The sequence below is a fragment of the Modicisalibacter sp. MOD 31.J genome (genome assembly GCF_020147985.1).
GTDB classification, from domain to species: Bacteria; Pseudomonadota; Gammaproteobacteria; order Pseudomonadales; family Halomonadaceae; genus Modicisalibacter; species Modicisalibacter coralii.
In genome coordinates this window covers 267,900-285,055 of the sequence record NZ_JAGXFF010000004.1, presented here as the reverse complement: position 1 = coordinate 285,055, position 17,156 = coordinate 267,900, and the positions used below count along the sequence as shown (strand labels likewise).

16 protein-coding genes are annotated in these 17,156 nt (G+C 66.7%); 9 read left to right on the top strand and 7 right to left on the bottom strand.

Annotated features, from left to right (window positions below; translation table 11 throughout):
• Window positions 1-220 precede the first annotated feature (220 nt).
• Genes KGR00_RS15220 through KGR00_RS15210 form a run of 3 tightly spaced genes read left to right on the top strand, consistent with a single transcriptional unit; the run spans window position 221 to window position 4,369 of the window.
• On the top strand, window positions 221-1,510 hold the full coding sequence (locus tag KGR00_RS15220) for an FAD-binding oxidoreductase (protein ID WP_224419535.1): 1,290 nt from the start codon (window positions 221-223) through the stop codon (window positions 1,508-1,510).
• Window positions 1,511-1,568: 58 nt separating this feature from the next.
• Window positions 1,569-2,936, top strand: coding sequence for a Na+/H+ antiporter NhaC family protein (locus tag KGR00_RS15215; protein WP_224419534.1), 1,368 nt, complete (start codon window positions 1,569-1,571; stop codon window positions 2,934-2,936).
• A 23-nt stretch (window positions 2,937-2,959) separates the two neighbouring features.
• Window positions 2,960-4,369 (top strand): FAD-binding oxidoreductase, encoded by a 1,410-nt coding sequence (locus KGR00_RS15210; RefSeq protein WP_224419533.1) that lies wholly within the window; start codon window positions 2,960-2,962, stop codon window positions 4,367-4,369.
• A gap of 19 nt (window positions 4,370-4,388) precedes the next feature.
• Here KGR00_RS15210 and KGR00_RS15205 read toward each other — a convergent pair whose 3' ends face one another.
• Window positions 4,389-5,939 (bottom strand): sigma-54-dependent transcriptional regulator, encoded by a 1,551-nt coding sequence (locus tag KGR00_RS15205; RefSeq protein ID WP_224419532.1) that lies wholly within the window; start codon window positions 5,937-5,939, stop codon window positions 4,389-4,391.
• A 283-nt stretch (window positions 5,940-6,222) separates the two neighbouring features.
• Here KGR00_RS15205 and phhA point away from each other — a divergent pair, with 283 nt between their 5' ends.
• From phhA to KGR00_RS15185, 4 genes are all read left to right on the top strand, one after another.
• On the top strand, window positions 6,223-7,020 hold the full coding sequence (gene phhA, locus KGR00_RS15200) for a phenylalanine 4-monooxygenase (RefSeq protein ID WP_129139979.1): 798 nt from the start codon (window positions 6,223-6,225) through the stop codon (window positions 7,018-7,020).
• A 53-nt stretch (window positions 7,021-7,073) separates the two neighbouring features.
• Window positions 7,074-7,430 (top strand): 4a-hydroxytetrahydrobiopterin dehydratase, encoded by a 357-nt coding sequence (locus KGR00_RS15195; protein ID WP_224419531.1) that lies wholly within the window; start codon window positions 7,074-7,076, stop codon window positions 7,428-7,430.
• Entirely contained in the window at window positions 7,414-8,604 is a 1,191-nt protein-coding gene (locus KGR00_RS15190) for an amino acid aminotransferase (RefSeq protein WP_224419530.1), read from the top strand. The genes KGR00_RS15195 and KGR00_RS15190 overlap by 17 nt, the downstream gene beginning before the upstream one ends.
• 188 nt (window positions 8,605-8,792) lie before the next feature.
• Window positions 8,793-9,224 carry a MarR family winged helix-turn-helix transcriptional regulator gene (locus tag KGR00_RS15185; protein ID WP_224419529.1) on the top strand — a complete coding sequence of 144 codons (432 nt, stop codon included), beginning with the start codon at window positions 8,793-8,795 and terminating at the stop codon, window positions 9,222-9,224.
• A 93-nt stretch (window positions 9,225-9,317) separates the two neighbouring features.
• Here KGR00_RS15185 and KGR00_RS15180 read toward each other — a convergent pair whose 3' ends face one another.
• The 5 genes from KGR00_RS15180 to KGR00_RS15160 all read right to left on the bottom strand — a co-directional run bounded on the left by KGR00_RS15180 (window position 9,318) and on the right by KGR00_RS15160 (window position 13,501).
• Window positions 9,318-9,971, bottom strand: a complete 654-nt coding sequence (locus KGR00_RS15180; RefSeq protein WP_224419528.1) for a hypothetical protein — start codon at window positions 9,969-9,971, stop codon at window positions 9,318-9,320.
• A gap of 87 nt (window positions 9,972-10,058) precedes the next feature.
• Window positions 10,059-10,496 carry a nucleoside deaminase gene (locus KGR00_RS15175; protein ID WP_129140056.1) on the bottom strand — a complete coding sequence of 146 codons (438 nt, stop codon included), beginning with the start codon at window positions 10,494-10,496 and terminating at the stop codon, window positions 10,059-10,061.
• A 47-nt stretch (window positions 10,497-10,543) separates the two neighbouring features.
• Window positions 10,544-11,467 (bottom strand): lipid kinase YegS, encoded by a 924-nt coding sequence (yegS, locus tag KGR00_RS15170; RefSeq protein WP_224419527.1) that lies wholly within the window; start codon window positions 11,465-11,467, stop codon window positions 10,544-10,546.
• Between the two features lie 81 nt (window positions 11,468-11,548).
• Window positions 11,549-12,742 (bottom strand): multidrug effflux MFS transporter, encoded by a 1,194-nt coding sequence (locus KGR00_RS15165; protein WP_224419526.1) that lies wholly within the window; start codon window positions 12,740-12,742, stop codon window positions 11,549-11,551.
• 60 nt (window positions 12,743-12,802) lie between these two features.
• Complete coding sequence (locus KGR00_RS15160) at window positions 12,803-13,501, bottom strand: MgtC/SapB family protein (RefSeq protein WP_129139986.1); 699 nt, start codon at window positions 13,499-13,501, stop codon at window positions 12,803-12,805.
• Between the two features lie 129 nt (window positions 13,502-13,630).
• On the opposite strand from KGR00_RS15160, the gene KGR00_RS15155 reads away from it, so the two are divergent.
• Window positions 13,631-14,449 carry a formate/nitrite transporter family protein gene (locus KGR00_RS15155; RefSeq protein ID WP_129139987.1) on the top strand — a complete coding sequence of 273 codons (819 nt, stop codon included), beginning with the start codon at window positions 13,631-13,633 and terminating at the stop codon, window positions 14,447-14,449.
• A gap of 56 nt (window positions 14,450-14,505) precedes the next feature.
• Here the strand turns inward: KGR00_RS15155 and KGR00_RS15150 are convergent, their stop codons facing one another.
• A complete protein-coding gene (locus KGR00_RS15150; protein WP_224419525.1) occupies window positions 14,506-16,194 on the bottom strand; it encodes a 2-isopropylmalate synthase in 1,689 nt (562 codons plus the stop codon).
• Between the two features lie 432 nt (window positions 16,195-16,626).
• On the opposite strand from KGR00_RS15150, the gene KGR00_RS15145 reads away from it, so the two are divergent.
• A complete protein-coding gene (locus KGR00_RS15145; RefSeq protein WP_224419524.1) occupies window positions 16,627-17,112 on the top strand; it encodes an Lrp/AsnC family transcriptional regulator in 486 nt (161 codons plus the stop codon).
• Window positions 17,113-17,156 lie beyond the last annotated feature (44 nt).

The following is a 17,156-nucleotide window of genomic DNA, read 5'->3' as shown; positions in this document are numbered from 1 at the left end:
GTCGGTGGCATGAATGAACGCGGTACGGGCGTGGTACGCGGCATCGGGGTTCACTGTAACGCAATTCACCGCGCTCGCCTCGTCGCTGGCAACACCGAGATTGAAAGCCTCTCGGGCCGCTGCTAGTGTGATCACACACATGTGATCACACAACGACAAGAGGTGCCGCCATGTTGCCGAAAGCTGCCATGCTGTTCCGCCCGAGACCCGAGGTCGTGTCATGACCGAGGAACGCTGCGCCTCCTATTACGCGGCATCGATCGTCGAGGAATCCGCGTACCCGGTGCTGGAGGGCGACCATCGCGTCGACGTGGCGATCGTCGGCGGCGGCTTCACCGGCGTGGCCAGCGCCGTGGAACTCGCCGAGCGCGGCTATCGGGTCGCCGTCGTCGAGGCCCACAAGATCGGCTGGGGCGCCAGCGGTCGCAACGGCGGCCAGGTCACCGGCAGCCTGTCGGGGCAGGACGCCATGCTCAAGCAGTTGCCGCGCACCCTGGGCGACGCCGCCGCCGATTTCGTCTGGGATCTGCGCTGGCGGGGCCATCGGATCATCCGCGAACGAGTCGAGAAATACGCGATCCCCTGCGATCTCAAGTTCGGCCACCTGCAGGCCGCCTACCAGCCGAGCCATTTGAAGGCGCTGCGCGACGATTACGAGGTGTCGCAACGTCACGCCATCGGCGAGCACGTCCACTGGCTCGATTCGGCTGCGGTACGCGAGGTACTGGGCACCGAGCTCTATCACGGCGCGCTCCGCAACGACTACAACATGCACCTGCACCCGCTCAATCTCTGCCTCGGCGAGGCGCGGGCGGCGGCGGGCCTGGGGGTGCAGCTCTTCGAGCACTCGCCGGTGGTGCGCATCGACCATGGCGATACACCGGCGGTGATCGGCGAGCACGGCCGGATCACCGCCGACAGCGTGATCCTCGCCGGCAACGCCTATCATCGTCTCGAGCGCAAGCGGCTCGGCGGCAGGCTGTTTCCGGCCTCGCTGGGCATCGTCACCACCGAACCACTGTCCGACGACCTGGTCGCGGCCATCGATCCCGAGGACCTGGCGGTCTACGACACCCGCTTCGTGCTCGACTACTACCGCCTGACCGCCGACAAGCGGCTGCTGTTCGGCGGCGGCGCCAACTACTCCGGGCGCGACTCCGAGGACATCGCCGCCGAGTTGCGTCCGCGTCTCGAGCACACCTTTCCGCAGCTCGCCGGCGTGGCGATCGACTACCAATGGCAGGGCATGGCGGGCATCGTCATCAACCGCGTGCCGATGCTCGGCAAGCTCTCCGATCACGTCTACTACGCCCAGGGCTACTCCGGCCACGGCATCGCCACCTCGCACATCGTCGGCGAGATCATGGCCAACGCCGTCGACGGCTCGCTACGCGAGTTCGACGCCTTCGCCGACGTGCGCCACCTGCGCGTCCCCCTCCATGACCGGCTGGGCAACACCCTGCTGGCCGCCGGCATGTGGTACTACCAGCTGCTCGAGAAACTGCGCTGACCCCTCACCCCCCGCCCCATCACGAGGCACAACAACAAGACTCCGAGGTGACGACGACATGCAATACGACAACCCCGTCATTCTACTGCCCACGGTCGTGGTGCTGGCGCTCGCGTTGTGGACGCGCCGCGCCCTGGAACCGCTGGTCTTCGGCGCCTTCGTCGGCGCCCTGCTGATCGGTCCCACCGATGCCCTGAGCACCCTCAGCGAAAGCCTGATGAACGTGATGACCGATGCCGACGTGGCATGGGTGATCATGGTCTGCGGGCTGATGGGCAGCATCATCGCCCTGCTGCTCAAGTCGGGCGCCTCGCGCTCGTTCGCCGACGGCCTGATGCGCTATACCACCAGCAAGCCCCGCGCGCTGATCGGCTGCTGGCTGATGGGCATCATCCTGTTCGTCGACGACTACCTGAACTCGCTGGCGATCGGCACCTCGATGCGCCAGGTGACCGACCGCTTCAAGACCTCGCGGGAGATGCTCGCCTACGTGATCGATTCCACCGCGGCGCCGATCAGCGTGCTGATCCCGATCTCGACCTGGGCGGTGTTTTTCGGCACGCTGATCGAGAAGAACGGCCTCGCGGCGGACGGCCAGGGTGTCTGGGCCTACATCCAGGCGATCCCCTTCATGTTCTACCCGATGATCGCGGTGCTGCTGGTGCCGCTGGTGGCTTACGGCAAGCTGCCCGCCATCGGCCCGATGAAACGCGCCGAGCGGCGCGCCATGGAGACCGGACGCTGCGTGCCGCCGGGCTCCGAGCACATCGACGAGGAGATCGCCCACCTGCAGGCGGACGACGACACCCGCAGCAGCATCTGGATGTTCCTGCTGCCGATGGCCTCGCTGGCGTTCTTCACCTGGTGGTTCGACCTCGACTTCCTGATGGGCATCTTCGTCACCCTGGCCGGGATGATCGTGGCCTTCATCGGCCTGCGCAAGCTCACCCCCGGGCAGACCTTCGACAACATCCTCGAAGGGTTCAAGTCGATGCTCGACGCCCTGGCGGTGCTGGTCGCCGCCTTCCTGTTCAACGAGATCAACACCACCCTGGGGCTCAACGACTACATCATCGGCCTCGTCGAACCGCTGGTCTCGGCGGCGCTGCTGCCCTTCCTGATCTTCACCGTGATGGGCTTCGTATCCTTCGCCACCGGCTCGAACTGGGGCGTGTTCGTGATCATCCTGCCGATCGTCGCGACGCTGGGGCAGAACCTCGGCGCCGACATGACGCTGGTGATCGGCGCCACCCTCTCCGCGAGCACCTTCGGCAGCCACGCCTGCTTCTATTCGGATGCCACGGTGCTGACCGCCCAGGCCAGCGGCTGCACGCCGTTCCAGCACGCCGTGACGCAATTGCCCTATGCCGCGCTGGCCGGCGCCATCGCCGCGACCATGTACCTGGTGATGGGCATGACGGCATGATCGCGCCGACTCGGGAGACGACCATGGACGACACCCCGCCGCCCAATTACTGGCGCGCCAGCCTCGACCGCGAATTCGCGACACGCCCGTCGCTACGGGGCCGGCAAGAAGCCGACGTGGCGATCATCGGCGCCGGCTTCACCGGGCTGTGGACCGCCTACTACCTCAAGACGCTCGACCCGCAACGCGAGGTGACGGTGGTCGAGGCCGAGCGGATCGGCCACGGTGCCTCGGGGCGCAACGGCGGCTGGGTGATCGGTAGCCTCGCCGGCCTGGAACGCCATGTCGGCGATCTCGACCGTGCCCGCCGCCAAGACTGCTGCCGAGTGCTCGCCGACAACGTCGACGCCCTCGGCGCGACCCTGGCGCGGGAAGGCATCGCGGCCGACTTTCACAAGGGCGGCGCGATCTACGCCGCGGCGCGCTACCGCGACCAGCTCGCCATCCAGCGCGACTACCTCGCTCATCTCCATGAGCTGGGGCACAGCGAGACCGACTGTCATTGGCTGAGCGCCGACGAACTGACCCGACTCGCACGCTTTCGCAAGCCGTTCGGCGGCATCTACCAGCGTCAGGTCGCCACCGTGCACCCGCTCAAGCTGCTCCATGGCCTCGCCGAGACCCTGGAACGCCTGGGCGTGACCCTCCACGAGCAGAGTCGTGCCCAGCACGTCGACGGCGGGTGCGTGCAAACCCGGGAAGGCAGCGTCACGGCACCGATGATCGTCTGCGCCACCGAGGGCTATGCCGAACGCCTGGCAGACTTCCGGCGCCACGTGATTCCGGTGCACAGCCTGGTGATCGCCACCGAGCCGCTGAGCGAGGCGCAATGGCAGGCGGTGGGCCTGGACGACCGGCCGACCTTCGCCGACGCCAGCCGGCTGGTCAATTACGGTCAACGCAGTGCCGACGGGCGGCTGATCTTCGGTGCCCGCGGCAGCTATTCCTACGGCGCCCGGCCGCGTCACGGCCAGGCCATCGACCCGGCGGCGATAGACATGCGCCGCGACCTGCTGGTCGACCTGTTCCCGGCGCTGGAAGGCATCCGTGTCGATCACGGCTGGGGCGGTTCGCTGGGGCTGTCGCGCAACTTCCGTCCCCACGCCATCGTCGACCGCGACGCGGGCCTGGCCACCGCCGGCGGCTATGCCGGCGAGGGCGTCGCCGCCTCGCACCTGTTCGGGCGCACCCTGGCCGAGCAGATCCTCGGCCACGACAGCGAACTGACCGGCATGCCCTGGGCCTTCTCCCGGGGCGGCCATCGCCAGTTGCTCAAGCGCTGGGAGCCCGAGCCGCTGCGCTGGCTGGCCGCCCAGGCGATCACCCTCAGCTACGCCGGCGAGGAGGCGCTGATGAAGCGCGAGCGACCGGCGCCGCTCATCAAGCCGGCGCTGACCCGGCTCAACGACGTCTTCGCCTCGGTCATCGAGTGATTCGACCGAGCGACATTGCTCAACCGCCTATGCCGTGCCGCTTGAGCTTGTTGGCGATGGTGGTATGCGAGACGCCCAGCCGCCGGGCCAGCAGACGACTGGAAGGGTGTTCGGCATAGAGGGTGGTCAGCACGCGCTTTTCCACCTCGCCGAGAATCTCGCCCAGCGAGCCCTCGAGATCGATGCCGGCCAGGCCACTGTTCTCGCCGACATCGGGCAGGCGCAGGTGCGACGGTAACAGTTCGTGGCCCTCGCACAGCGAGACCGCCTGGAAGAGCACGTTTTCCAATTGCCGCACGTTCCCCGGCCAGTAATAGGCGCTCAACCGCGCGCGTGCGGCGTCCGAGAGGGTTGGCATCGGGCAGCCGATCTGCCGCGCGGCCCGGTCGATGAAATGCGTGGCGAGCTCGGCGATACCGTCGAGGCACTCGCGCAGCGGCGGGATATGCACCGACAGCACGTTGAGCCGGTGATAGAGGTCCTGACGAAACTGCCCGGCCGCGCACAGCCGCGGCAGCTCCTGCTGGGTGGCGCAGATCACCCGCACGTCGAGATAGGTCTCCTCGTCGCTGCCCACCCGCCGAAAACCGCCATCCTGCAGAAAGCGCAGCAGCTTGACCTGCAGCCGCGGGCTCATCTCGCCCACCTCGTCGAGGAAGATGGTGCCGCCGGCGGTCAACTCCAGCAGCCCCAGCTTGCCCTCGGGACGCGCGCCCTCGAAGGCCCCCGGCGCATAGCCGAACAACTCGGTCTCGGCCATCGATTCCGGCAGACCGGCGCAGTTGAGCGCCATGAACGGCGCCTGACCGCGCGGGCTGGCCAGGTGACAGGCCCGCGCCAGCAGCTCCTTGCCGGTGCCGGTCTCGCCCTCGATCAACAGCGGCGCGTCCAGCGGAGCCATGCGGCGAGCCTCACGGACCACCGCCGCGAGCCGCGGGCTGGCCTGGAAGATCGCCTCGAAGCCGCGCAGCTCCTGACGCTGCACATGGTAGATCCGCTCGCCCACCCGGTCGGCGCGGTGCAGGGTCACCACCGCCCCGGCCAGCGAGGCCACGTCGTCGTTCTCGGTGTGCAGCGGCGCGATGTCGGCCAGGTAGGTTTCGTCCTTGAGCTTGAGCCGCAGGCCGTTGATGCGGGCGTTATTGCGGCGAACCAGGCCGGGCAGGTCGAGATCCTGGATATAGCGGTCGAGCGACAGGCCGGGCACCTCGTCGACACGCACCCCGAGCATCTGCCCGGCGGCGCGGTTGGCGGCGACGACCCGCCCGTCCATGTCGATCGACATCACCGGATCGGACAGCGACGACAGCAGCGCGTCGAGTTCCAGGTGACGACGCTCGCTGGGCATCAGGCTGACGCGCCTGACGCTGAACACGCCGGGCAACGCCTCGAGGGTCGGCTTGAGCGTGGCGAGCTGGGCATTGAGCAGGTGCGGCACGAACAGGTAGATGGCATTGCCCTGGTCGCCGCCGACCTCGCCGCGGGCCACGTTGAGGCCGTAGTCGGCGAAGGGAGAAACGACGTCGCGCAGGATGCCGATGCGATTCTGGCAATGAAACTTGAGACGCATGAACCCGGAACCTCGAAAACGGCAGTCGATGGAGAAGACGGCGTCACGGCAATGTGACTCACTCGTAAAGATATTCTGACACCAAGGCGCGTCGCGATCCACGGAGATCGGGTTCCTGTGCTTTTTTGCGACTCGACATCGTCATTCGTCAGGTTTTCTTGACGAAAATGGCGTATCTCTCCCGCCTGCCGTCCCATGAAGCCCCTCCCCGCGCCAACCGGCGGCACCTACGCTGAAGGGCATTCCTTCCCGACAACGACAACTTGCCAAACGGGAGCCCGAGATGGCGAAACAGACCCGGTATCAGGCCCACCATCCCGACGCCGACGGGATCATCCACTACAGCGAGACCGAGAACGCCACCTGGCAGACGCTGATGGCGCGCCAGACGGCGATCATCGAGGGGCGCGTCTGTCAGGAATACCTGGACGGCCTGGAACGCCTGGCCCTGCCCATGGAGCGTATCCCCCAACTGGGTGACGTCGACCGTGTCCTGCAGGCGACCACCGGCTGGCGCACCGCCCCGGTCCCGGCGCTGATTCCCTTCGACACCTTCTTCGAGCTGCTCGCCAACCGCCGCTTTCCGGTGGCCACCTTCATTCGTACCCCCGAGGAGCTGGACTATCTCCAGGAGCCGGACATCTTTCACGAGATATTCGGTCACTGTCCGATGCTCACCAACCCGGCATTCGCCGAGTTCACCGAGACCTACGGCAAGCTGGGACTGGCGGCGAGCAAGCAGGAGCGTGTCTATCTGGCACGGCTTTACTGGATGACCGTCGAGTTCGGCCTGGTCGACACGCCCCAGGGCCGGCGCATCTACGGTGGCGGCATCATCTCCTCGCCCAAGGAGACCTTCCACGCCCTGTCCGACGTACCGGCGCATCACCCCTTCGATCCCATCGACGCCCTGCGCACCCCCTACCGGATCGACATCCTGCAACCGCTCTACTACGTCATCGACGGCCTCGACACGCTCCACGAACTGGCCGGCCGCGACATCATGGCGCTGGTCCACGAGGCCATGGCACTGGGGCTCTATGCCCCCACTTTCGAACCCAAGCAGGCCGCGGGGGCCTGACAGGCGCCCGCCGCCATCACTACCCTGAAACGACACCTCTCATGGAGCCGACGATGAGCCAGCTTTCCGAACAAGCCTGTGAAGCCTGCAGCTGGGACGCCCCCCGGGTCACCGACAGCGAGATCGAGCAACTCAAGCCCGCGATCCCCGACTGGCGGATCCTCGAGCGCGATGGCATCATGCAACTGGAACGCGTCTTCACGTTCCGCAACTTCAAGCAGGCCCTGGCCTTTACCAACCAGGTCGGAGAGATCGCCGAAGAGGCCGGTCACCATCCGGCACTGCTGACCGAATGGGGCAAGGTCACCGTGACCTGGTGGTCCCACTCGATCAAGGGTCTGCACAGGAACGACTTCATCCTAGCCGCCAGAACCGACGAGGTAGCACAGTCCAATGTTCGAGCAGATTGAGCGGGTCCCCGGTGATGCCATTCTCGGGTTGATCGATGCCTTCAAGAAGGACACCAATCCGCAGAAGGTCGACCTGGGTGTCGGCGTCTATCGTGACGAGAACGGCAACACCCCGATCCTGCGCTCCGTCAAGGAAGCCGAGGAGCGGCTGCTGAAGAACGAGACCACCAAGAGCTACATCGGCTCTCACGGCGATCCGCGTTACGGCCAGGCGATCCTGCCGCTGGTGCTCGGCGAGGACTCCCCGGTGCTGGCCGCCAATCGCGCCAGCGCCACCCAGTCGCCGGGCGGCACCGGTGCCCTGCGACTGGCGGCGGACTTCGTCAAGACCAACCTCCCCGGCAAGGGCATCTGGGTTTCCGACCCCACCTGGCCCAACCACCTGGGCATCTTCCATGCCGCCGGCATCGAGCTGCACAAGTACCCCTACGTCGACGCCGACAACCGCCTCGACTTCGACGGCATGTTCGAGGCACTCAAGCGCATTCCCGAAGGCGACGTGGTCGTGCTGCACGCCTGCTGTCACAACCCGTCGGGTTTCGACCTGTCGAAGGCGCAGTGGCAGCAGGTCCTGGAGGTGGTTCGCGAACGCAAGCTGCTGCCGCTGATCGACTTCGCCTACCAGGGCTTCGGTGACGGGCTCGACGAGGACGCCTACGGCGTGCGGCTGTTCGCCGAGAGCCTCGACGAAGTACTGATCACCAGCTCCTGCTCGAAGAACTTCGGCATCTACCGCGAGCGCACCGGCTGCTTGATCGTGGTCGCCAAGGACAGCGAGCAGATGGAGAACGTGCGCTCGCAGATCGCCATCGTCGCCCGCGAGAACTACTCCAATCCCCCCGCCCATGGCGGCTCGATCGTCATCGAGATCCTCGAGTCCGCCGAACTGGCCGCCCAGTGGCGCCAGGAAGTCGCCGAGATGCGCGACCGCATCAACGGCCTGCGGCGCGATTTCGTCGATGCCCTCAAGCCGCACGGGCTGGACGAGCGTTTCGCCTTCATCGCTGAGCAGCGCGGGATGTTCTCCTACACCGGGCTCAACGCCGAACAGGTCGACCGCCTGCGCGACGAGTACAGCATCTACATGGTGCGCTCCGGCCGCGCCAACGTCGCCGGACTGGTCAGCGACAACCTGCCCTACGTCGCCGAGGCGATCGCCAGCGTCGTCAAGTGACCGCGCCGGCCTGACCGCCTGCAGACGCCCGGGCCCGCCCGGGCGTCTGTCGTTCACCGGGGCTCCCATCCGCCAACGCGTATCACCGCCCTCGCCCTGCACTGACGTCCGCCCACGGCTTGCCGCCCCCCGCCCCCTCGGGGACAATGTCGGCCTTTGCCGCCATGCTCCGGGAACCCGACGCCTCGATGAGACATGCAGTCGCCGTCCACGACGTGATCTGGCAACTGGCCTTCCAGTTCAAGATCGCCACCAAGCAGGCCATCCGTGACTACGGCTTGTCGCTCAACGGCATGCACATGCATCTGCTGCGCCGAATCCGTGACCGTGCCGACTGCACGGCCAACCGGCTGGCGCAGGACACGCGCCGCGACAAGGCGCAGATCACCCGCACGCTCAAGGAACTCGAAGGCATGGGCCTGATCACGCGCTCCCCGAACCCCCGCGACGGGCGCAGCCAGATCGTCGCCCTGAGCGACACGGGGCAAGCACTGATGCGGCGCACCGATCAGGTGGAACGTGACGTGGCGGGCCGTCTGCTGGAAGGGCTGAGCGAGGCGGAAGTGACGACCTTCCTCGGCCTGGCGCACAGGATGCTCGACAACCTCGACACCGCATGACGGCGCGAGACCGCCCGTCTCCGTGGCAGTCGACGAAAACGCCCCGACAGGCCGTTGCCGATCGGGGCGGGGTTAGCGCGTGGAGAGACGCTCTCAGGGAGATGAGGACGACGTGGCGGAATCGCCGTTATCCGCCTCCACGGCGGGAGCCTGGATCTCCTGCTGCTGCTTGACGTCCTGCTGCTGGGCTTCCTCGAACTGCTCGTTGATTTCGCGCTCGGCCTCCTTGAAGCGTCGCTCGGTTTCCTTGAGCGCCTGGTCGACCTCGCCCTGGGTATCGTCCCACGACCCGTCGCCGGCTGGCTCGGCATCGCCGTTCCCGACGCTACCGTCGGTCTCGGGCTCGTCCGCGGCGACGTCACCGGCGCTTGCCGACGCCCCGGCCTGCGCCGTGTCGGCGTCATCGCCCGCGACGGCGCCGTCATCGGCCGGCGCTGACGCGTCGTCGGCGAGGGTCGTATCACTCCCGTCGTCCGACAGTGCTGCCGGGGTCGACGACGTCTCGCCGGCCTCCCGCGCCGTGCGGCTCTCGCCGGCGGCCGGCTCGCGGGAGGGCCGTGAACTCGCCTCGCCGGTCGCGGCGCTGGCGTCCTGCGCGGCTTGCGACGACGCCACCGACGACTGGCTCGGCGCGTCGGTGGTATCGCTCTGTCCCGACGCGCTCGACGCCTCGTCATCACCATTGCAGGCCGACAGGCCCAGAACCAGTACCGTCACGGCGGCGAGTTTCCAGGGCATCTTGGGCATCGATGTTCTCCTTGAGTTCGGTGGGTCGGCCAGACGGCCGCTATTGCAGCAAACGCCATGCCACGGCGCAACAGGGCGCCCGGCAGCTCACTCGCCGATATCCTCGTTCCACACCTCGGGGTGCCGGGCGATGAACGTGGCCATCAACTCGCGACAGGCCGCGCTGTCGAGCACCTCGAGCTCGACGCCCCTCTCGCGCAGGTGGGCCTCGTCGCCCAGGAAGGTGCGATGCTCGCCGATCACCACCCGGGGAATGCCGTAGAGCAGGATCGCCCCGCTGCACATCGGACAGGGCGACAGCGTGGTGTAGAGCACCGACTGGCGATACACGGCGGCGGGCAGTCGTCCGGCGTTTTCCAGGGCGTCCATCTCGCCGTGGAGCACCACGCTGCCCTTCTGCTGGCGGCGATTGTGGCCGCGACCGATGATTCGCCCGTCGTGGACCAGCACCGAGCCGATCGGCACCCCGCCCTCTTCCAGCCCCTGGCGCGCCTCGTCGATCGCCGCCTGCATGAAGGCGTCCACGACCTCATTTTCTTCCATGCGACTGATCCTCCTCTATGTCCGTCCCGTCACGATGCCGACGACAAGACGGCCGTGTCCGACGACATCATCAATTCGATGGCGCGCGGCTCGAGCGTCACCTCGAATTGCCGCAGGCGACGCGGCTCGCCGTCCAGATTGAGCGGAAAGGCCGCGTCACTGGTGAAGCTCAGCCGGGGCGTGCGAATGTTGCGCACGAACTCGCCATCCTCGGGCAGGCGCTCGATCTCGCTCAGTACCTGGCGCATCTCGTGCAACGACGAGAAATCGCGCACCACCAGCACGTCCAGCAGACCGTCGTCGAGCTTGGCCTGGGGCGCCAGTTGCTGGCCGCCACCCGCCTGCCTGCCGTTGCCGATCGCCAGCAGGAACAGCGGCGTCTCCAGCTCGCCGTCGGGCCAGCGCAAGTGGCCCGCATAGGGCTGGTAACGCCAGGCCTTGAGCATGCCCATCAGCGAGTAGGCCCCCCCGCCCAGCAATCGCTTGAGGGCCACCGGCGTGGAGGTGGTGATCTCGGCACCGAAGCCCCCGGTGGCCATGTTGATGAAACAGTCCTCGCCGAGGCGCGCCACGTCGACCCGATGGCGATGTCCCTCCAGCGCGACCGTCAACGCCGGCTCGGCTTCCAGCGGCAACCCCACGCCATTGGCGAAATCGTTGGCACTGCCCAGCGGCAGAATGCCCATCGACGGGCGTTGCGACGCCTCGAGGGCCATCAGCCCGGTGACGACTTCGTTGACCGTGCCGTCGCCACCCCCGGCAATCACCCGGGAAATGCCGGCGTCTACGGCTTCATGCACCATGCGGATCGCATCGCCGCCTTCCCAGGTGACCCGCACGTCCAGCGCGTGCCCCTGGTCGCGCAGGGCATCGACCGCATCGCGGACCTCGGGAATCTGTGCCGATTTGCCATTGATGATCAAGCGAGCCTGAGGGCGCTCCGTCTCGGCCATGCGCACGCCTTCCTTGTTCGTTCAGTCCATTGAGAGATATACCATCGCCCGTCGCACCGCGCATCGCAAGCGCTCGCGCCATCATGCCGGGCTCCCGCGCCTGTCGCTGAACAGCAACAGTGCCACCGGCAGCGTGGCCACCACCGCCAGCGCGCCCTGCAGGGGCAGCGGCGTGGCCAGCATCGCGGTGGCGACCACCGCGCCACCGCCCAACTGGATGGCGCTCAGCAGCGCCGCGGCGGTGCCCGCCAGCGCCCGGAACGGCTCCAGGGCCAGGCTCGACGCCGCCCCCAGCGCCAGCGAGAAGCCGATCGACAGCACCGCCACCGGCCCCATGAACGAGACGATCGACAGCGGCGCAGCGACCACGGCAACACCATGCAACAAGCCGGCCAGAAGCACCAGCGCCAGTCCCAGCCGCACGGTGGGACGCCGACCCAGGCGATGGATCACGCGGGGCGCCAGGAAGAAGGCGATGATGTTGATCAGCGCGTTGCCGCCGAAACAGGCGGCGAAGGTCAGCTCGTCGAGCCCCAGTTGCTCCACCAGCAACACCGGCGCCGCCGAGACATAGACCAGGATCGCCGCCATGCCGATGCAGGCGGTGCCGGCATAGCGCACGAAGAGCCGGTTTCCCAGCACCTCGCGGTAACGCGCCCAGCTGTAGAGCGGACGCGGCGGGGTCACGTCGCTGGGCCGGGTCTCGGCGAAACGCCAGACGGCGGCACTCAGCAGCGTCAACGCGAACAGCGCCATGAAGGCAAAATTGCTGCGCCAGCCCAGGCTTACCGCCAGCAGGCCGCCGATCACCGGCGCCAGCGCCGGCACCAGGCACAGCGAGCCGTTCAGATAGCTGTAGAGGCGCGCTCCCTGGGTCGGCGTGAAGGCGTCGCGCACCGCGGCGAAGACCACCGCGGTGACCGCACAGGCCCCCAGCCCCTGCAGCACCCGCGAGAGATACAGCGGGGTCAGCGACATCGAGAGCATGCCCATCAGGGCACCCAGCGCATAGACACCGGCGCCGACGATCAGCAGCGGACGCCGCCCGAAACGGTCGACGAGCGGACCGACCAGAATCTGCCCCAGCCCGGCACTGAACAGCAGCAGCGTGATGGTGACCTGCAGCGCGGCGGAAGGGCGACCGAAGTCGCGGGCCATGACCGGCAATGACGGCAGGTAGATATCGATCGCCAGCGGCATGAGCATCACGCCGCCGATCAGCAACGGCAACAGCCAGCGATATGCCGGCCCGGCGGGGGATGAATCGAGGGACATGGAAACTCCGACTGTCGTGGGCCGACTACTGTAACGTCCTGGCCGGCCAGGGCAAGCCGCTCATTCGCCGGCAGGCGCCAGCCGGAATTCCAGCACGTTGGGCGATGAATGGCGCAGATCATGCGCCAGACGCGCCAGATTCCGCTTGTCGTGAGTCTGCAACACCATGTGATACTGGAACAGGCTGCCATGTTCGCTGAGCCGATAGCTGATCGACTGGACCCGGCAGTCGTACTCGCCGATGAAACGCCGCACCGAGGCTTCATCGGGCGCCGACTCCCGGGCATAGCTCAGCACATGGTCGGCATAGCACTCGCTGGGCAGGTGCTGCTCGACCCAGCGAAACAGCGACAGCGTGAGCAGCGTGCCCACGGTGGCCAGCACCGCCGGCATCATGAAGCCCACGCCGAACAGGATGCCCAGCGCCGAGGTGATCCAGATCGAGGCGGCGGTGGTCAGGCCGTGGACGTTGAGCCCCTCCTTGAAGATCACCCCGGCGCCCAGGAAACCGATACCGGTCATGATGCCCTGCGCCATGCGCGTGGGGTCGGTGCGAATGGTCGATTCGGGGATTCCCGCGTCGAGCCATTGCCACTGATAGGTGGTGACCAGCATCAGCAGCGCCGACGAGGCACACACCAGCGCATGGGTACGAAACCCCGCGGGCCGGCCATGAAAGCTGCGTTCGAGACCGATCAGGCTGCCCGCCAGCCAGGCAGCTCCCAGGTTGAAGACGATCGTCAGTGCCTCTCCCTGCATGGTGTCACTCCCTCTTCCATCGTCGAACCCTGATTCAAGAATAGCCGAATCGTGTCGCGGAAGACTTGTCAGTCCCGCCCCCTTCGCGCAGAGTCGAGGCCTCAGGCCACCGCCGAAAAGGAGCTTCGCGTGCCGACAACCGGATCCACCACCCCGCCGAGCCATGATCTCGAGCTCGACGACGACCACCTGCCCTCCCAGGCCGCGGCCGTTCACGAAACCATCCGTGCCGACGGCGAGAAGGAGCTGACCCGTACCAGTTCGGCACTGTTCTGGTCGGCGCTCGCCGCCGGGCTGTCGATGAGTTTCTCGATGCTTGCCAAGGGCCTGCTCGCCGCCCACCTGCCGGATACCGACATCGCCTATCTGGTGGCCTCGCTCGGCTACACCGTGGGCTTTCTGGTGGTGATTCTCGCCCAGCAGCAACTCTTCACCGAGAACACCGTCACGGCGGTACTGCCGCTGATGAGCGAACCGCGCTTCTTCAAGCTGCTGCGCCTGCTGCGGCTCTGGAGCGTGGTGCTGGTCGGCAATCTGCTGGGTACGGCGATCTCCGCCTACGCCATCGTCGCCATGCCGTTGTTCGACGGCGAGACCCACAAGATATTCCTGGGCCTGGGCCATCACCTGCTGGAAAACGGTGTCGGCGCGATGTTCGCCAAGGGCGTGGTCGCCGGCTGGATGATCGCGACCATGGTGTGGCTGATTCCCGCCGCCGGCGCGGCCAAGATCTGGGTGATCCTGATCGTCACCTATCTGGTGGCGATCGGCGGTTTCACCCACATCATTGCCGGCTCCACCGAGGTGATCTATCTGGTGTTCGCCGGCAAGGCCTCGTTCGGCGAGTATTTGCTGTCGTTCGTGCTGCCCACCCTGGCCGGCAACGTGGTCGGCGGTACCTTCATCTTCGCGCTGATCAGTCACGCCCAGATTCGCAGCGACAGCTGATCGTCGACGACCGCCTGGCGGGCGGTCGTCGGGACCTCACTTCTTTGTCGCGACGCTCAGGCCGGCGTCGCTTCGCGCCTCGCCACCGTCTCGGCGGCCCCGGCCCGAACGCGATTGATCGCCGAGAGCACCGCCTTGAGCGAAGCGCTGACGGTATCGCCATCCTCGGCCATGCCGCTGACACGCTGGCCGTCGATGTTGAGCTGCACGAAGGCGATCGCCGAGGCGTCGCTGCCCTCGCCGAGGGCGTGCTCGCCATAGTCGACCACGCTCACCACCTGACCGCTGTGACGCTGCCAGGCGTCCATGAACGCCGAGATCACGCCGTTGCCGGCGCCCTCGAGAGAGAGCGTCTTCTCACCCTCGTACAGGGTGATGCTGAGCTGTTCGGCCTCGTCGCGGTCGAGCCGGTAGCCCTTGAGACGCAGCGGTGCCTCGATGACGAAGGTCTCGCGCAACAGATCGCGGATCTGCGCGCTGCTGAGTTCCCCGGTCACCCGTTCGCTGGCCTGCTGGACGTGCGGTGCCAGTTCCAGCGCCAGCCAGCGCGGCAGGCTGATGCCGTAGTCACGCTCCAGCAGGAACGCCATGCCGCCCTTGCCGGACTGACTGTTGACGCGAATCACCGCCTGGTAGTCGCGGCCGATGTCGCGCGGGTCGATGGGCAGGTAGGCGACCTGCCAGGGCTCGTCGTCACCCTGCTTGCGCAGCGACTTGCGGATGGCGTCCTGGTGACTGCCCGAGAAGGCGGTGTAGACCATCTCGCCGACCCAGGGATGTCGCGGGTGCAGCGCGATGCCGGTGCACTCGTCGACCACCTGGATGATCTCGTCGGGGTTGGACAGATCCAGCTCCGGGTCGATGCCCTGGCTGTAGAGGTTCATCGCCAGGGTGACGATGTCCATGTTGCCGGTGCGCTCGCCGTTGCCCAGCAGGGTGCCCTCGACGCGCTCGGCCCCGGCCAGCAGCGCCAGCTCGGCGGCCGCCACCGCGCCACCGCGGTCGTTGTGGGTGTGCACCGAGACGATCACCGACTCGCGATTCTTGATGTGCCGGCAGAAGTATTCGATCTGGTCGGCGTGGTGGTGCGGTCCGGCGGCCTCGACGGTGTTGGGCAGGTTGAGGATCACCTTGTTGTCCGGGGTCGGCTGCCAGACGTCCATCACCGCTTCGCAGATGGCGATCGAGAAATCGATCTCGGTACTCGAGAAGCTTTCCGGTGAATACTGGAAGCGCCAGTCGACATCCGGATGGCGCGCGGCCTGTTCCTTGACCCAGGTGGCGCCGTCGACGGCGATCTGCGTGATGCCCTCGCGGTCCATCTCGAACACCCGCTCGCGCTGCACGGTCGAGGTCGAGTTGTAGAGGTGGATGATCGCGCGTTCGACGCCGACCAGCGCCTCGAAGGTGCGCTCGATCAGATGTTCGCGGCACTGCACCAGCACCGCGATGGTCACGTCCTCGGGAATCTGGTCCTCCTCGATCAGCCAGCGCACGAAGTCGTAGTCGGGCTGACTGGCCGAGGGGAAGCCGACCATCACTTCCTTGACACCCACCTTGAGAATCACCCGCCACAGCGCCTTCTTCTGCTCGACGCTCATCGGCTCGAGTAGCGCCTGGTTGCCGTCGCGTAGATCCTCGCTGAGCCAGGTCGGGGCACGATCGAGCTGGCGATCCGGCCACTGGCGGTCGAAGGCGGGCACACGGGGGGCGGGGCGATACTTGCGATGGTCGAACGAAGCCATGTCGGGTTCCTTGCCAACGATAAATGTAGGCGGCGGCTGGCCGCCTGGTGTCGCGTTCCCCGGCCGGGTGGGCGCGTCGGGAACGGGGCCGACCCTTGTGGGGTGTCCGGCCCGTTGCGTATCGCCGAGCGGGCGTGTGGTGACGACCGCCGGCTAGGGAAGCGCTGAACAAATAGGCGAGCGGGATGAAGCGCAAGGCGCACGGAGCACAGGAACCGAAGCATATGGGGTATATGTGAGGATTCCGCGCACCGCGCAACGCAGCGATTCGCCCGTGCAGGCATTTGTGCAGTGTTTCTCTATCGCTCGTGACGATAAACAACAGCATAAGCCAGACGACGCGACGAAGGATTGCGAATGACATGGCGATTCGACGAGATATTGGCATAAAATGCCTACAACCATTCCTTCAAGCCCAATAAATTGCCCATCATGTCCGAGACATCGCCAATCCCTGCTCTGGATCGCTATGATCGCCACATCCTCGAGGTGCTTCAGCGCGAGGGCCGCATCAGCAATCAGGAGCTCGCCGAGCGTATCGGCCTCTCGCCATCGCCCTGCCTGCGTCGCGTTCGCGCCCTCGAGGAATCGGGACTGATCGCCGGCTACCGCGCCCAGGTCGACAGCAAGCGTCTCGGCTACAGCCTGACGGCACTGCTGCACATATCGATGGACCGCCACACGCCGGAGCGCTTCGCCAACTTCGAAGCCAAGGTCGCCGCCCTGCCCCAGGTCCAGGAGTGCCTGCTGATCACCGGCCAGGAGGCCGACTACCAGCTCAAGGTGGTGGTCCGCGACATGGACGACTATCAGGACCTGCTGCTCAACCGCATCACGCGCATCGACGGCGTCAGTGGCGCCCATTCGAGCTTCGTGCTGCGCCGGGTGATCGACCACCCGGTGGTACCGGTGGGATGACGCCCGTGACCTGCCCGCACGCGTTTCGAACATGCTATCGTGAG

Coding starts and splice junctions, on each gene's coding strand:
- KGR00_RS15185 (WP_224419529.1), top strand. CDS start 8,793: ATGAGACATGCAGTCGCCGTCCACGACGTGATCTGGCAACTGGCCTTC.
- KGR00_RS15205 (WP_224419532.1), bottom strand. CDS start 5,939: ATGCGTCTCAAGTTTCATTGCCAGAATCGCATCGGCATCCTGCGCGAC.
- KGR00_RS15210 (WP_224419533.1), top strand. CDS start 2,960: ATGGACGACACCCCGCCGCCCAATTACTGGCGCGCCAGCCTCGACCGC.
- KGR00_RS15165 (WP_224419526.1), bottom strand. CDS start 12,742: ATGTCCCTCGATTCATCCCCCGCCGGGCCGGCATATCGCTGGCTGTTG.
- KGR00_RS15190 (WP_224419530.1), top strand. CDS start 7,414: ATGTTCGAGCAGATTGAGCGGGTCCCCGGTGATGCCATTCTCGGGTTG.
- KGR00_RS15160 (WP_129139986.1), bottom strand. CDS start 13,501: ATGCAGGGAGAGGCACTGACGATCGTCTTCAACCTGGGAGCTGCCTGG.
- KGR00_RS15215 (WP_224419534.1), top strand. CDS start 1,569: ATGCAATACGACAACCCCGTCATTCTACTGCCCACGGTCGTGGTGCTG.
- KGR00_RS15145 (WP_224419524.1), top strand. CDS start 16,627: ATGTCCGAGACATCGCCAATCCCTGCTCTGGATCGCTATGATCGCCAC.
- KGR00_RS15195 (WP_224419531.1), top strand. CDS start 7,074: ATGAGCCAGCTTTCCGAACAAGCCTGTGAAGCCTGCAGCTGGGACGCC.
- KGR00_RS15180 (WP_224419528.1), bottom strand. CDS start 9,971: ATGCCCAAGATGCCCTGGAAACTCGCCGCCGTGACGGTACTGGTTCTG.
- phhA (WP_129139979.1), top strand. CDS start 6,223: ATGGCGAAACAGACCCGGTATCAGGCCCACCATCCCGACGCCGACGGG.
- KGR00_RS15150 (WP_224419525.1), bottom strand. CDS start 16,194: ATGGCTTCGTTCGACCATCGCAAGTATCGCCCCGCCCCCCGTGTGCCC.
- yegS (WP_224419527.1), bottom strand. CDS start 11,467: ATGGCCGAGACGGAGCGCCCTCAGGCTCGCTTGATCATCAATGGCAAA.
- KGR00_RS15220 (WP_224419535.1), top strand. CDS start 221: ATGACCGAGGAACGCTGCGCCTCCTATTACGCGGCATCGATCGTCGAG.